The sequence below is a fragment of the Mesorhizobium sp. SEMIA396 genome, from assembly GCF_024518615.1.
Lineage (GTDB): Bacteria > Pseudomonadota > Alphaproteobacteria > Rhizobiales > Rhizobiaceae > Mesorhizobium.
The window spans coordinates 923,563-937,794 of sequence record NZ_JANIFC010000001.1; the positions used below are offsets into that span (position 1 = coordinate 923,563).

10 protein-coding genes are annotated in these 14,232 nt (G+C 65.5%); 7 read left to right on the forward strand and 3 right to left on the reverse strand.

Features of this window, described 5'->3' with window-relative positions:
• Complete coding sequence (locus NP503_RS04540) at positions 1-1,554, forward strand: trimethylamine methyltransferase family protein (RefSeq protein ID WP_127270069.1); 1,554 nt, start codon at positions 1-3, stop codon at positions 1,552-1,554.
• 141 nt (positions 1,555-1,695) lie between these two features.
• Here the strand turns inward: NP503_RS04540 and NP503_RS04545 are convergent, their stop codons facing one another.
• Complete coding sequence (locus tag NP503_RS04545; RefSeq protein ID WP_127270067.1) at positions 1,696-2,721, reverse strand: LacI family DNA-binding transcriptional regulator; 1,026 nt, start codon at positions 2,719-2,721, stop codon at positions 1,696-1,698.
• A gap of 197 nt (positions 2,722-2,918) precedes the next feature.
• Between NP503_RS04545 and NP503_RS04550 the strand changes: the two genes are divergently transcribed.
• The 5 genes from NP503_RS04550 (at position 2,919) to NP503_RS04570 (ending at position 7,903) form a co-directional block, all read left to right on the forward strand.
• A complete protein-coding gene (locus tag NP503_RS04550; RefSeq protein ID WP_127272532.1) occupies positions 2,919-3,950 on the forward strand; it encodes a Gfo/Idh/MocA family protein in 1,032 nt (343 codons plus the stop codon).
• On the forward strand, positions 3,947-4,855 hold the full coding sequence (locus NP503_RS04555; RefSeq protein WP_127269006.1) for a sugar phosphate isomerase/epimerase: 909 nt from the start codon (positions 3,947-3,949) through the stop codon (positions 4,853-4,855). Before NP503_RS04550 ends, NP503_RS04555 begins: the two co-directional genes overlap by 4 nt.
• 102 nt (positions 4,856-4,957) lie before the next feature.
• Complete coding sequence (locus NP503_RS04560; RefSeq protein ID WP_127269007.1) at positions 4,958-5,971, forward strand: substrate-binding domain-containing protein; 1,014 nt, start codon at positions 4,958-4,960, stop codon at positions 5,969-5,971.
• A gap of 88 nt (positions 5,972-6,059) precedes the next feature.
• On the forward strand, positions 6,060-6,857 hold the full coding sequence (locus tag NP503_RS04565; RefSeq protein WP_013530993.1) for an ATP-binding cassette domain-containing protein: 798 nt from the start codon (positions 6,060-6,062) through the stop codon (positions 6,855-6,857).
• Complete coding sequence (locus NP503_RS04570; RefSeq protein ID WP_127269008.1) at positions 6,854-7,903, forward strand: ABC transporter permease; 1,050 nt, start codon at positions 6,854-6,856, stop codon at positions 7,901-7,903. Before NP503_RS04565 ends, NP503_RS04570 begins: the two co-directional genes overlap by 4 nt.
• A 270-nt stretch (positions 7,904-8,173) precedes the next feature.
• On the opposite strand, the gene NP503_RS04575 is transcribed toward NP503_RS04570, so the two are convergent.
• Positions 8,174-10,873: an ATP-dependent helicase gene (locus NP503_RS04575; RefSeq protein WP_127276953.1), complete on the reverse strand. Its 2,700-nt coding sequence runs from the start codon at positions 10,871-10,873 to the stop codon at positions 8,174-8,176.
• 251 nt (positions 10,874-11,124) lie between these two features.
• Here NP503_RS04575 and NP503_RS04580 point away from each other — a divergent pair, with 251 nt between their 5' ends.
• On the forward strand, positions 11,125-13,440 hold the full coding sequence (locus NP503_RS04580) for a glucose/quinate/shikimate family membrane-bound PQQ-dependent dehydrogenase (RefSeq protein WP_127273330.1): 2,316 nt from the start codon (positions 11,125-11,127) through the stop codon (positions 13,438-13,440).
• Between the two features lie 137 nt (positions 13,441-13,577).
• Here NP503_RS04580 and NP503_RS04585 read toward each other — a convergent pair whose 3' ends face one another.
• On the reverse strand, positions 13,578-14,012 hold the full coding sequence (locus tag NP503_RS04585; protein ID WP_127271113.1) for a hypothetical protein: 435 nt from the start codon (positions 14,010-14,012) through the stop codon (positions 13,578-13,580).
• Positions 14,013-14,232 lie beyond the last annotated feature (220 nt).

Consider the following 14,232-nt stretch of genomic DNA (forward strand, 5'->3'; position numbering starts at 1 on the left):
ATGGTCGATGACGCGGCACGGGACGGCAGGCGCGAGCGCCGGCGTGGACGCACGGGCGAGGCCGGCAGCGAAAGCAGCCGCCGTCCCAATTACCATTCGCTGAAGAACCCGTTCCTGCCACAGCCGATCTTTTCTGATGATCAGGTGGCCGCGATTCACGAAACGGCGCTGCGGGTGCTGGAAGAGCTCGGCATCAAGGTGCTGCTGCCGCAGGCGCGTGAGCACTTCGCCAGCGCCGGCGCGCTGGTCGATCCGGACACCGACATGGTGCGCATCGGCCGCGACATGGTGACGGCGGCACTCGCCTCGGCGCCGAGATCGATCCACGCTCACGCCGGTTCGCGCGCCCGCGATCTGACGCTGGAGCTCGGCTCGATGACCTTCCTCGCCGGATGCGGGGCGCCGAACGTCACCGATCTCGAGCGCGGCCGGCGGCCGGGAACACTGGCGGATTTCGAGGATCTCATGCGGCTGGTGCAGCATTTCGACGTGCTGCATATGCTGGGGCCCTGCATCGAACCGCAGGATGTCGACAACCGCTTTCGCCACTATGCCGTCAACCGCGCGCAGCTGACGCTGTCGGACAAGCTCCCGTTCGTCTTCGCGCGCGGCACGCCGCAGGTCGAGGACGGGTTCGAGATGATTCGTCTGGCGCGCGGCCTGTCGCAGGACGAGTTTCTGGCAAATGCATATTGCTACACCGTCATCAACACCAACTCGCCGCGCCAGCTCGACATCCCGATGGCGCAAGGCATCATCGATTTCGCCCGCGCGGGCCAAATCTCCGTCATCACGCCGTTCTGCCTGGCTGGCGCGATGGCGCCGATCACGGTCGCCGGCGCGCTGACGCTGCAGCATGCCGAGGCGCTCGCCGGGCTGACGCTGGCGCAGATCGTGCGGCCCGGCGCACCGGTCGTCTATGGCTCGTTCTCCTCCAATGTCGACATGAAATCCGGCGCGCCGGCCTTCGGTACGCCCGAGCACGTCAAGGCGACGCTGGGCGCCGGTCAGCTGGCGCGCTTCACCGGACTGCCGTGGCGATCGGGCGGCGGCAGTGCCGCCAACATCTCAGACGCGCAGGCCGCGCACGAGACGCAGTTCGCGCTGTGGGGCTCGGTGCTGGCCGGGGCGACGATGTGCATCCATGCCGCCGGCTGGCTGGAGGGCGGCCTCAGTGTCTCCTTCGAGAAACTGATCACCGACATCGAGGCGCTGCAGACGGTGGCTGAACTTTGTGCCGCGACGCCCGGCGACACCGATACGATCGGCTTCGAGGCGATCGCCGAGGTGCAGCCGGGCGGCCACTTCTTCTCGGCCGGTCACACCATGGCGCGCTACCGCACCGCCTTCTACGAACCGCTGGTGGCCGACTGGTCGAATTTCGGCAACTGGACGCAAAGCGGCTCGAAGACAGCGAGCGAGCGCGCCACCGGTGTCTGGAGGCGGGTGCTTGCCGATTTCGCGCCGCCGGCAACGGCTGCCGCCACATCAGGCGTGCTGGATGAGTTTATCGCACGGCGCACGGCAGAGGGCGGAGCGGCGCCAGTGTCTTAAGGCCGGCTATCGCTGATCGCCCTGGTTGTGGCGCGATCCGGAACCTGCAGCGCCTCCCGCGCATTCAAGGTTGCGGCCGGTGCACTGCGGCACCGGTGTGCTGTTTGAGGGGAGACGACATCGGCGGCCCTGCTGCCACCATCAATCGCTGTCGCGCGCCACCAGTTCCAGCGGCCAGACTTCGCGGATGATCCGCGGCCCCTCCGGGCCGGCGAAGGCGGGAAGCGACGCCAGCAGCATTTCAGCAAGCCGTTGTCCCATTGGCTCCAGCGCCGGGCGGAAGGCGGTCAACGCCGGGGAAAAATAGCGGCAGAGCGGCGTGTCGACGATGACGGTTACCGCCATGTCCTGGCCCGGCCTGATGCCCATCTCGGCCAGCGACTTGCAGCCGCCCAGCGCCATTGCATCATTGTTGAAGATGATGGCGGTCGGCGGGGCCTTGGAGCGCATGACCTGGGGCGTCACCTTGTAGCCGCCGGCCTCGTTGATGAAGCCGGACGCGATCAGCTCCGGGTCGACCTCGATGCCGTGCCGCCGCAAGGCCTTGCGGTAGCCGGCGAGGAACAGATAGCCGAAATTGAGGTCGAGCGACGGGCGGATAGCGGCGATACGGCGGTGACCGCGCGCCACAAGGCGGTCGACGGCGTCGGCGCCGGCCTTCTCGAAATCGAGGTCGAGGGAAGGATAGGACTTGGCCCCGGAGCGACTGCGGCCGAGCGTGGCGAACGGAAAGCCGGCTTGCGTGAGATAGTCGATGCGCTCGTCCTCGCGCCGCGTCCAGGCCAGCAGCACGGCATCGGCGCGGCGCGTCTCGACGACACGGCGCAGGCGCTCCTGCTGGTAGTCGCCCGGCGCGCCCATGACCACGGTCAGGTCGAGCCCGCTTTCGGCAAGCCTGGCCTGCAGCCCGATCAGAAACGGAATGAAGAACGGCTCGCCATATTGCTGGTCGCCGGGATGCGGCTGCAGCATGAAGGCGATCGAACGGGTGGCGCCTTGCCTCAGGCTGCGGCCGGACTGGTTCGGCGAATAGTTCAGCGTCCTGGCCGCCTCGAGCACGCGCTGGCGCGTGTCGGCATTGACGTCGGCGCGGCCGTTCAGCGCCCGCGACACCGTGCCGATCGATATGTTCAAGTGACGGGCAAGGTCGTGAATGCTGGACGCCAAGAGACTGTTCTCCCCCTTGCTTGGCTAGCACCGGTAGCCGCTCAGGCCAAGGCGGTAAGACGAATTTCGCCAAGGGCCGATTGACATTCTACGCCTTCGGGTGTGTTCTCGTAAACGTTTACGGAAAAACGTTTACGGTCCTGCCGTGGATGCCGTGACGATCGGTCTGGAGGGACCGAGCGGAGGAGGAGCGCTGGATGATCGATGTCGTCCTGGTCGGCTGCGGAGCGATGAGCAAGGCCTGGCTCGATGCCATCAGGCAGATCCACGGGCTCACCCTTATCGGCCTAGTGGATCTCGATGCCGACAGGGCACGGGCGAGGGCGCGCGAATACGACCTCACCAATGCCGTCATCGGCAGCAATCTCGACGCCGTGCTCGACCAGACCAAACCGCAAGCAGTGTTCGACGTGGTGGTTCCAGCTGCACGGCGCGAAGTCGCTTTTTCCGCCTTTGCCCACAATTGCCATCTGCTGACGGAAAAGCCGCTCGCCGACAGTCGGGAAAATGCGCGCGCCATCGTCGAGGCCGCGCACCGCGCCGGGCGCATCCATGCGGTCGTGCAGAACCGCCGCTATGTCGCCAATGTCAGGCGCATCCGCAGGTTCCTGGACTCCGGCGCCATTGGCACGCCTACCAGCATCCACGCCGACTTTTTCGTCGCACCGCATTTCGGCGGCTTTCGCGAGGAGATGGCGCATGTGCTGTTGCTCGACATGGCGATCCACACATTCGACGCCGCCCGCTATATGGTCGCCGGCGAGCCGGCCGGCGTCTATTGCCAGGAATGGGAGCCGGCCAATTCCTGGTACCGGCAGGGATCGTCGGCCAGCGCCGTCTTCGATCTCGGCCGCGGCAAGGTCTTCACCTATGCCGGGAGCTGGTGCGCCGCCGGCTTCCGCACCAGTTGGGAAAGTACATGGCGCATCGTCGCCGAGCGCGGCAGCCTGCTCTGGGACGGCAATGACGAGCTGAGGGCAGAAGCAGTGATGCCGGGCCGCGACGGAATGTTCGACAAAACCCAGCCGATCGCGGTGCCGCCGCTCGATGCGTCCGATCGCGTCGGCGGCCATCTCGGCATTCTCCAGGATTTCGTGCACGCCATCCAGACCGGCACCGAGCCGGAAACGCGCGGCGCCGACAACATCAAGAGCCTGGCCATGGTTTTTGGCGCCATCGAAAGCGCCGAGACCGGCCGCCGCGTGACAATCGCAGAGGACGCACAATGACGCCGAACCCGCTTCTCGACATCCGGATCGGCACCATGGTGCGGGCCAATCTCGACGACCCGGCGGCTTACGTCAAACAGATCCTGCCGCTCGGCTTCGAGAGCATCCAACCCTTCTTCTGGCAGACGCTTGGCGGCAAGGACCTGGCGCTTCTCGCCGGCCAGATCCGCGAGGCGATCGGCGATGCCGACGTCACCGTGTCCTCGCTCGGCGTGTTCGGCAATCCGCTGGAAGACGGCGAGGTCGATCGCGGCGTGCTCAAGGCCTGGGAGACCGTGATCGACAACGCGCATCTGTTCGGCACCTCGATGGTCAGCGGCTTCACCGGCCGCCTGCGCGGCAAACCTCTGCCGGACAGCCTGCCGCGCTTCAAGAAGGTCTGGGGACCGCTGGCCAAACGCGCCGCCGACAAGGGCGTCCGCATCGCGTTCGAGAACTGCGCCATGGACGGCAACTGGGCCGCCGGCGACTGGAACATCGCCCACAATCCGGACGCCTGGGAGCTGATATTCAACGAAGTGCCCGATGACAATCTCGGGCTGGAATGGGAGCCCTGCCATCAACTCGTCTATCTGATCGACCCGATGCCGCAGATCCGCAAATGGGCGCCGCGCATCTTCCACGTCCACGGCAAGGACGCGACGGTGCGTTGGGACGTGATCCGCGAGCATGGCGTGTTCGGCCGACTGCCCTTCGTGCAGATGCGCACGCCGGGTTTTGGCGACAGCGACTGGACGCGGGTGATCAGCGAGTTGCGGCTGGCCGGCTACAAGGGCGCCATCGACATCGAGGGCTGGCACGACCCGGTCTATCGCGGCGATCTCGAGATCACCGGCCAGGTGCGGGCGCTGGAATATCTGAAGCAATGCAGAGGAGGGGCCACCTACCTGCCGAACCCGATGTGAGGATCGGCCGGCGGGAGGAGCCGGCCGGGATGTCTGCAACGCACATTGCCGAAGCGAATGTCGAACTCCTCGCTTGCGAGGACAAAAAGGGAGGATAAGTGCATGAGCATGACGATGAGAAGGACAGTTCTGCGCTCGACCGTCGTGGCCGCCGCCACGATGCTTGCCGCTGCGATCTCCACCTTGCCCGCGCGGGCGCTCGACGCCAAATGGTGCAAGGACGTCCACATCCGCTTCTTCGTCGGCGGCGCCGAGGGCGACGCTTTCGGCACCATCGTCTACAATGGCGCCAAGCAGGCAGAGGCCGATCTCGGGCCGAAGGTCGACTACATCTTCTCCCAGTGGGACATCGAAAAGATGGTGCAGCAACTGCGTGAGGCCGTCGCGGTCAAGCCCAACGGCATCGCCATGATGGGCCACCCGGGCGACGCGTCGATCATGCCGCTGGCCGAACAGGCGCACAAGGACGGCATCAAGATGATGTACCAGAACGTGCCGGTGCCGAAGGTGGTGGAAGCATTCGGCGGCGGCTATGTCGGCGCCCAGCAGGAGCAGCAGGGCCGCGCGCTCGGCGCCGAGGCGTTCAAGCTGGGCAAGCTGAAGGCCGGCGACAAGGCGATCATGATCGGTCCGTTCGAAAACGAAAGCCGCGGCGCGCGCGAGCGCGGCACGGTGGCGGCGCTCAAGGACGCTGGCGTCGAGGTCATCCAGTTGTCCTCTCCGCCGAGCGGCGAATGGGCGTCCGATCCCAATCTGGCCATTCCGGTGATTACCGCGGCGCTGCTCAACAATCCCGACGTCAAGGCGGTCGGCTATCCCGGCGGGCAGATGCTCGGCAATGTATCGACCTACATGCAGGCGGCCGGACGCAAGGCGGGCGAGATATTCAATTTCGGCTTCGACACCAGCCCGCAGATCGTCGAGGGCTTCAAGGGCGGCTGGGTGCAATTGACCGCCGACCAGCAGCCGTTCCTGCAGGGCTATCTGCCGATCCTCAGCCTCTGCCAGCAGGTTGTTCTGGGGCTGGCGCCGATGAATGTCGACACCGGCGCCGGTTTCGTCACGCCCGAAAATTACGAGATCGTCGCTGAGCTCGCCAAGCAGGCGCTGCGCTGACCTCCCAAGCCGCCGGCCGGGATCTCAGGCCCCGGCCGGCGGGACCGCTGGCGACGAAGCCGGCAACAGACAATCAAGCGAGGATCCGATGGCAGAACGCCTCATCGAACTGCGCGACATCAGCAAGTCCTATGGCCAGGTCTATGCGCTGGGCGGGGTCAATCTCAGCGTCGACCGCGGCGAGGTCGTCGGCCTGCTCGGCGACAATGGCGCCGGCAAGTCGACGCTGATCAAGATCCTCTCCGGCGTGGTCAAGCCGACCAGCGGCGAAATCCTCGTGCGCGGCAAGCCGGTGACCGGGTGGAGTGCGGCGCGTTCGCGCGAGGCCGGCATCGAGACGGTGTTCCAGGACCGGGCGCTGGCCGTGCAGCAGACCATCGTTCGCAACATCTTCATGGGCCGCGAACTGACCGGCTTCATGGGCTTTCTCAGGGTCAACAAGGAGATCGAGGAAGCGAGCCGGCTGATGCGCGAGATCGGCTTCACCTCGAAAGTGTTCACGCCGCAGTCGATCGTCGGCCAGCTTTCGGGCGGCGAACGCCAGGGCGTGGCGATCGCCCGCGCCATCTACAAGCAGGCCGAGCTGATCGTCCTCGACGAGCCGACGACGGCGCTGTCGCTGACCGAAACCGCCAAGGTGTTCCATTTCGTGCGCCAGGTGCGGGCGAGCGGCCGCTCGATCCTGTTCATCGGCCACAACATCCATCATGTCTTCGACATCGCCGATCGCTTCGTCGTGCTGGATCGCGGCAAGGTCGCACTGACGACCGACCGCAGCGAGGTCAAGTCGGCCGAAGATCTCATCAACTTCATGGAAGAGGTCGCGCATCCCGGCGGATTGGCCGGACTGCACGATGCCGGCGACGCGGAGCAGAGAGCACGATGAGCAAGACCATGGAGCCAGATCTGCACGAGCCGTCCGCCGGCATTGCCCGCCCCAGTGCCCAGAAAGAGTGGAAACACCCTTCCGATCACTGGATGCGCGGCTTCATCCTCGACAACCGTGCCGCGCTCGGCACGCTCGCCGTGTTCATCGTCATGATGACGGTGTTCATGATCGCCAACCCGACCGTCTTCACCACCTGGTATCTCTACCGCTCGGTGCTGACCACGCTCCCCGTTGCGCTGTTCGTGGTGGTGCCGCTGGTCTTCGTCGTCACCTGCGGTGAGATCGACCTGTCGTTTCCGGCGACGATGGGTTTTGCCTCATGGGTCTTCGCGCTGGTCGTGCAGGCCGGCTACAATCCGTTCCTCGGCATCGCCGCCGCACTCGTCACCGGCATGCTGCTCGGCTTCCTGGTCGGGTCGCTGGTGGTCTATGGCGGGCTGTCGTCGCTGATCGCGACGCTCGGCATGAATTTCCTGCTGCGAGGCCTGATCCAGATCATCAACGAAGGCAAGTCGATGGCGCTGACCAGCCTCAGCGACAGCTGGGCCTATACGATCTTCTCCAGCCAGCTCCTGGGCATTCCGGTGCAGATCTTCTGGGCCATCGGCTTCGTCGTGCTGTCGGCGATGCTCTACAACCGCCACCGCTTCGGCGCGCAGGTGAGGGTGGTCGGTGACAATCCCGACAGCGCCCAGCAGATGGGCATCGACGTCAAGCGCGTGCGGGTGAAAGTGTTTGTCTTCGTCGGCATCGGGGCCGCGATCGCCGGCACCTTCTCGGTGATGATCAACTTCACCTGGTGGCCGACCGCCGGTGATGGCTATCTGCTGCCGGTGCTGGCCTCGGTGTTCGTCGGCGGCACGCCGACCTGGGGCGGCATCGGCACCGTGGTCGGAGGCGCCATCGGCGCTGTCACCGTGTCCTTCATCCAGACCGGCGTCGTGGCGGCAGGATTGAGCGGCTTCTACGTGCAGTTCTTCAACGGCCTAATCATCATCCTGTCGCTGCTCGGTCATAAGTGGAACCAGGCGCGGTATCGGTGAGGGTTTCGTTGGAGGATCGCATGCCTTGACGATTGGCGCCGGCGCTCATCGTTTTCGTCATCCACGGGCGAAGCAAGGAGCGTAGCGACGCAGCGCAGACCCGAGGATCCATGCCGCAACTTCAACGCGTCACTACGGTGCAGAATTCTGCTCCGCTGCACTCCACGGCCAAGGTCACGGCATGGATCCTCGGGTCTCCGCGACGTCGCTTCGCTCCTGCTCCGCCCGTGGATGACGAAGGTGGGAGCTGTCCGCGGGAAAACGCCATCTTCACACCGCCGCGACAAACCCGTCCAGAACGCGTTTCTGGCCGGCCTTGTCGAAGTCGATGGTCAATTTGTTGCCTTCGATGGCCGAGATGTTGCCGTTGCCGAATTTCTGGTGGAAGACGCGGTCGCCGACGTTGAAGGGCGATGGCTTGTCGGCGACGGATTTGGCGACCAGTTCGCCATCGATGGTGCGGCCCTTGACCGAGGTGCGGCCGGCGCCGTAGCCGCTGTCCGTCTCGCCATAGCCGATGCGCTCGACCTGGTGGCCGGAGCGCGAGCCCCAGTTGCGGTCGGTCGCCTCGGTGCGGTTGGCCTGCGCGCGCTGCCAGCCCGGCGTTGCATAGGTGTTGGAGAAGGCGCCGGATTTTTCGGTATCGGCGCCGACATTGTCGAAGCGCGAGGCGCCATAGGGGTTTTGCCGTCCCGCGCCCTGGCCGCCGCGACCGGAGGCAAAAGAACCGCCGCCATAGGAATTGCCGTAGCCGCCATAGGAGTTACCGCTTTCGGCGACTTCGACATGGGCTTCCGGCAGTTCGTCGAGGAAGCGTGACGGGATGGTCGACTGCCACAGGCCGTGGATGCGGCGGTTGGAGACGAACCAAAGATGCAGGTTCTTCTTGGCACGAGTCAGGCCGACATAGGCAAGGCGGCGCTCTTCCTCCAGCCCGGAGCGGCCGCCTTCATCCAGCGCACGCTGGTGCGGGAACAGGCCTTCCTCCCAGCCGGGCAGGAAGACGGTCTCGAATTCGAGGCCCTTGGCCGAATGCAGCGTCATGATCGAGACGGCGTCGAGCCCGGCATTCTGCTCGGCGTCCATGACGAGTGCGACATGCTCAAGGAAGGAGCGCAGCGATTCGTACTCCTCCATCGAACGGATCAGCTCTTTCAAATTCTCCAGCCGGCCGGGGGCTTCGACCGAGCGGTCGTTTTTCCACATGTCGGTGTAGCCGCTCTCTTCCAAGATGGTCTCGGCGAGCTCGGTGTGCGGCGTGGTTTCCAGCGCCTTTTGCCAGCGCTCGAAATTGGCCGACACCTCGCGCAAGGCAGCGCGCGGCTTCGGCTTCAACTCGTCGCTTTCGGCCAGCTTGGCGGCGGCCTCCAGCATCGGGATGCGCAGCGCACGCGCGGTGTCGTGGATCTGGCGGATGGTGGCTTCGCCAAGGCCGCGCTTCGGCACATTGACGATGCGCTCGAAGGCGAGGTCGTCGGCGCCTTGGGCGACGACACGGAAGAAGGCCAGCGCATCGCGGATTTCCATGCGCTCGTAGAAGCGCGGGCCGCCGATGACGCGGTAGTTGAGGCCGAGTGTGACGAAACGGTCCTCGAATTCGCGCATCTGGAAGGACGCGCGGACCAGGATCGCCATGTCGTTGAGATTGTGCTTTTGCCGCTGGTAGGTCTCGATGGTATCGCCGACGGCGCGCGCTTCTTCCTCGGAATCCCAGGCGGCGTGGACATGCACCTTGCCGTCCTCCGGATCGTTCCGGTCGGTGAACAGCGTCTTGCCGAAGCGGCCCTCATTGTGGGCGATGAGGTGGGAGGCCGCGCCAAGGATGTGCGCGGTCGAGCGGTAGTTGCGCTCCAGCCGGATGATGGTGGCGCCGGGAAAATCCTTGTCGAAGCGCAGGATGTTGTCGATCTCGGCACCGCGCCAGCCATAGATCGACTGATCGTCGTCGCCGACGCAGCAGATGTTTACGGTGGCGCGGGTTTCGGCCGAAGAGCGCCCAATCTCCCCCCTAGAGGGGGAGATGTCGCCGGAGGCGACAGAGGGGGGCGCTGTCCCTCCAGCCTGTCGGCGCGAGGCGCCCCCCTCTGTCCTGCCGGACATCTCCCCCTCAAGGGGGGAGATCGGCTTGCCTTGAGGCCGCTGCGCCAGGAGGCGCAGCCACATGTACTGGGCGGTGTTGGTGTCCTGGTACTCGTCGACGAGGATGTATTTGAAGCGCTTGTGGTATTCCTTGAGCACGTCCGGATTGGCGCGGAAGATGCGGATCGGGTGGCACAGCAGGTCGCCGAAATCGCAGGCGTTCAGCGTCTTCAGCCGCTCCTGATAGGCCTTGTAGAGTTCGCGGCCCTTGCCGTTGGCGAAGGCGCGGGCGTCGCCCTCGGTGATGTCGGACGGGCCTTGTCCCTTGTTCTTCCAGCCGTCGATCATCTGGGCGAACTGCTTGGCCGGCCAGCGCTTGTCGTCCAGACCTTCGGCCTGGATCAGCTGCTTGATCAGCCGCACGACGTCGTCGGTGTCGAGGATGGTGAAGTCGGAGCGCAAACCGGCGAGTTCGGCATGTCTGCGAAGCAGCTTCACGCCAATCGAGTGGAAGGTGCCGAGCCATGGCATGCCCTCGACGTTGCCTTCGCCGATCAGGACGCCGATGCGGATCTTCATCTCGCGCGCGGCCTTGTTGGTGAAGGTCACCGCGAGGATCTGCGACGGGAACGCCTTGCCGGTGGCGAGGATGTGAGCGATGCGGGTGGTGAGCACGCGGGTCTTGCCGGTGCCGGCTCCGGCCAGCACCAGAACCGGGCCTTCGGTGGTTTCCACCGCCAGCCGCTGCTCCGGGTTGAGGCCCTTCAGATAGTCGGGTGCGTTGTTGTGTCCGCTGCGGGCAGCCATGGCGCGCGCGGCGATGCCCGACGGGGCCGTGGGCCGCGCATTGGGTTCGTCGAAAAAGGGCATGTCTTCGGAAAAGCCGGACATCGCCCCGAATGTAGTGATTCGGTGGGGAAAGACCAGAACTGTCTACGTTTTGTTCCGCTAAAGTGCCCGATTGCTGCCCACGCTCCCAGTGCGGTCGATGTTATCCCAATGGCGATGGACCATTACCGCCTGCGCTTGAGGCCCATGCTTGACAGGCGGGACCGTCGGGAGAAAGTTGTGCTTCGGGCAGCGACGCAATGCCGGGTTGCCATGGCAGCGCCGCAAAGCGCAACAGTCGAAGGAGTATCATCTTGGCTGTCACCATCACCTCCCTCATTCTTTTCCTCATCGGCCTGGCACTCGGCGGCGGCGGCATCCGCCTGGCGATGCTGGGCGGCAGCTGGTACTATGTCGTTGCCGGCCTTGCCTTCCTGATCGCCGCCTGGCTGCTTTACCGGCGCAGGTCGACTGCTTTGTGGCTCTACGCGGTGATCGTGCTCGGCACGTTGGCCTGGGCGGTCTGGGAAACCGGCTTCGACTGGTGGGAACTCGGGCCTCGCGGCGGCATCATCGTGCTTCTCGCTTTTTGGCTGCTGACGCCGTGGGCGAGGCGGGGTCTCGTCGGCCCTGACGGGCGCGCGCCGCTGATCCTTGCCGTGCTGGCATCATTGGCCGTCGCCGGTTATTCGATGACTTCGGATCCGAAGGATATTGCCGGCGAACTCGGCACCGACAAGGTGGTCGCCAACGCCAATCTCGGCAATGATGTGCCGGCCGGCGAATGGCACTATTACGGCCGCACGCAGTTCGGCCAGCGCTATTCGCCGCTCGACCAGATCACACCGGACAATGTCGCCAAGCTGCAGCCTGCCTGGACCTACCAGACCGGCGATGTGAAGGGTCCCGACGATGTCGGCGAGACCACCTATCAGGTGACGCCGCTGAAGATCGGCGACACACTCTACATCTGCACGCCGCATAATTTCGCCATCGCCATCGATGCCGCGAGCGGAAAGGAGAAATGGCGCTTCGATCCCAAGGTCAAGCTCGACAAGGACCGCCAGCACCAGACCTGCCGCGGCGTGGCCTATTACGCCGATGCCGCCGGCGCCGCCGGGCAGCCCTGTGCGACCCGCGTCTATCTGCCGACCTCGGATGCGCGGCTGATCGCGCTCGATGCCGCCAACGGGCAGATCTGCCCGGCTTTCGCCGAGGGCGGCACGCTGAACCTTCTGACCAACATGCCCTATCCGAAGTCGGGCTATTATTACTCGACCTCGGCCCCGCTGATCTCAGCCGGCAAGATCATCGTCGGCGGCGCGGTCAACGACAATTATTCGACGCAGGAGCCATCCGGCGTCATCCGCGCCTACGACGCTGCCACCGGCGCGCTGGTGTGGAACTGGGATTCCGGCAATCCGGACCAGATAACGCCGCTGCCGGCCGGCCAGACCTATACCGCCAACTCGCCCAACATGTGGTCGACGCCGAGCGCCGACGAGAAGCTCGGCCTGCTCTACGTGCCGCTCGGCAACCAGACGCCGGACCAGCTCGGCGCCGGGCGCAGCGCCAATGTCGAGAAGTTCTCGTCGTCGATCACCGCGCTCGACCTCAACACCGGGCAGGTGCGCTGGGTGCGGCAGACCGTGCACCACGATCTCTGGGACATGGACGTGCCGGCGCAGCCGAGCCTGATCGACATCACCAAACCCGACGGCACGGTGGTGCCGGCGCTGGTCGGGCCGACCAAGCAGGGCGACCTCTATGTGCTCGACCGCCGCACCGGCGAGCCGGTCATTGCGGTCAACGAAGTGCCGGCGCCCGGCGGCGCGATCGAAGGTGACCACACATCGCCAACGCAGCCGGTCTCCGACCTTACCTTCATGCCGAAGCCGCTCACCGGTGCCGACATGTGGGGCCTAACCATGTTCGACCAGTTGGCCTGCCGGATCGAATTCCAGGGCCTGCGCTATGAGGGTCGCTATACGCCGCCTTCCGTCCAGGGCTCGCTGATCTACCCCGGCAACTTCGGCACCTTCAACTGGGGTGGCGTCGCCGTCGACCCGGTCCGGCAGGTGCTGTTCGGCATGCCGACCTATCTGGCGTTCAAGTCGGAGCTCATTCCGCGCGATCAGGTGCCGCCACCGGACGAAGGGCGCGGCAGCGAGCAGGGGCTGAACCGCAACGAGGGCGCGCCCTATGCGGTGGTGATGGGACCGTTCCTGTCGCCGCTCGGCATTCCTTGCCAGGCGCCGCCCTGGGGCTATGTCGCCGGCGCCGATCTCAGGACCGGCAAGATCGCCTACATGCATCGCAACGGCACCGTCTACGATATGACGCCGCTGCCGCTGCCGCTGAAGGTCGGGGTGCCGGGCATTGGCGGGCCGATGATCACCGCTGGCGGCGTCGCCTTCCTGGGGGCGGCGGTCGACGACTATCTGCGCGCCTACGACCTGACATCGGGCAAGCAGCTGTGGCAGGCGCGGCTGCCGGCCGGCGGGCAATCGACGCCGATGACCTATACGGTGGCCGACGGCCGCCAGTTCGTGGTCATCGTCGCCGGCGGCCACGGTTCGGTCGGCACCAAGCCCGGGGACTATGTGATCGCCTACGCGCTGCCGAAGTAGGGGCGCAGGGCGCGCGATCTCTCAGAGGTCGCGCCGCCCATCATCTGTGCCGGTATCTTTTCCCCGCATAGTGACGGGGAAAAGTGCCCGACTGGGCGATGAGGGGCGGCAAATCTTCCGATCGGCCCGATTGTCGATCAGCCAATCCCCAGATGGCCCTTCAGGCTGGGCACCGAGCCGAGCACCTTGTTGGTCAGGTCGGGGCCGGCGGCGGCTTCGGCCTGCTGGATCAGCGTCGCGCCGGCCTTCTGGATCTGCGCCATGTCGAGCCCGGATGCCTTGAGCGCGGCGACGCCGTTGATCAGCGCGCCGGCCTTCTCGCCGAGAACGCCGCCAAGCGCGCCCTGCAACGACGACAAAAAACCGCCGCCGCCGGCCGGAGCGGCAGCCATGACGTCATATTGATGGGCGAGGTCGTCGGCGCCGGGGATCCTGGCGAAGAACGCCGAGGCGCTGGTGCCTTCCGCCTCGTGTTCGAGCACCGAGAAGATGGTGCCGACGACTTTCTCCGTCGTCGCCTGGTCGAGGTCCGCCTTCTGCGAAACGGTGTTGACGATGTCCTGGACGTTCATGGCGTCACTCAGCCCTGGGTTTTCGTGTTGCGGTTCCGCTCAGTGCGGACCCTGATCAACGATCGTCTGCCTGCGTTCAGAACCATCGAGCACAGGGCCAAAGCGGCACTCGCCGAAAGGACGAGCGCGCTGGCGAGGATCGGGGAAGGCATGGTCATGGTCATCGCTTCCTTCTGGGTCTGACGTGTGGGCACACGGCCAAGATACTGGGCGATAGCCA

Coding starts and splice junctions, on each gene's coding strand:
- NP503_RS04540 (WP_127270069.1), top strand. CDS start 1: ATGGTCGATGACGCGGCACGGGACGGCAGGCGCGAGCGCCGGCGTGGA.
- NP503_RS04550 (WP_127272532.1), top strand. CDS start 2,919: ATGATCGATGTCGTCCTGGTCGGCTGCGGAGCGATGAGCAAGGCCTGG.
- NP503_RS04555 (WP_127269006.1), top strand. CDS start 3,947: ATGACGCCGAACCCGCTTCTCGACATCCGGATCGGCACCATGGTGCGG.
- NP503_RS04560 (WP_127269007.1), top strand. CDS start 4,958: ATGAGCATGACGATGAGAAGGACAGTTCTGCGCTCGACCGTCGTGGCC.
- NP503_RS04565 (WP_013530993.1), top strand. CDS start 6,060: ATGGCAGAACGCCTCATCGAACTGCGCGACATCAGCAAGTCCTATGGC.
- NP503_RS04570 (WP_127269008.1), top strand. CDS start 6,854: ATGAGCAAGACCATGGAGCCAGATCTGCACGAGCCGTCCGCCGGCATT.
- NP503_RS04575 (WP_127276953.1), bottom strand. CDS start 10,873: ATGTCCGGCTTTTCCGAAGACATGCCCTTTTTCGACGAACCCAATGCG.
- NP503_RS04585 (WP_127271113.1), bottom strand. CDS start 14,012: ATGAACGTCCAGGACATCGTCAACACCGTTTCGCAGAAGGCGGACCTC.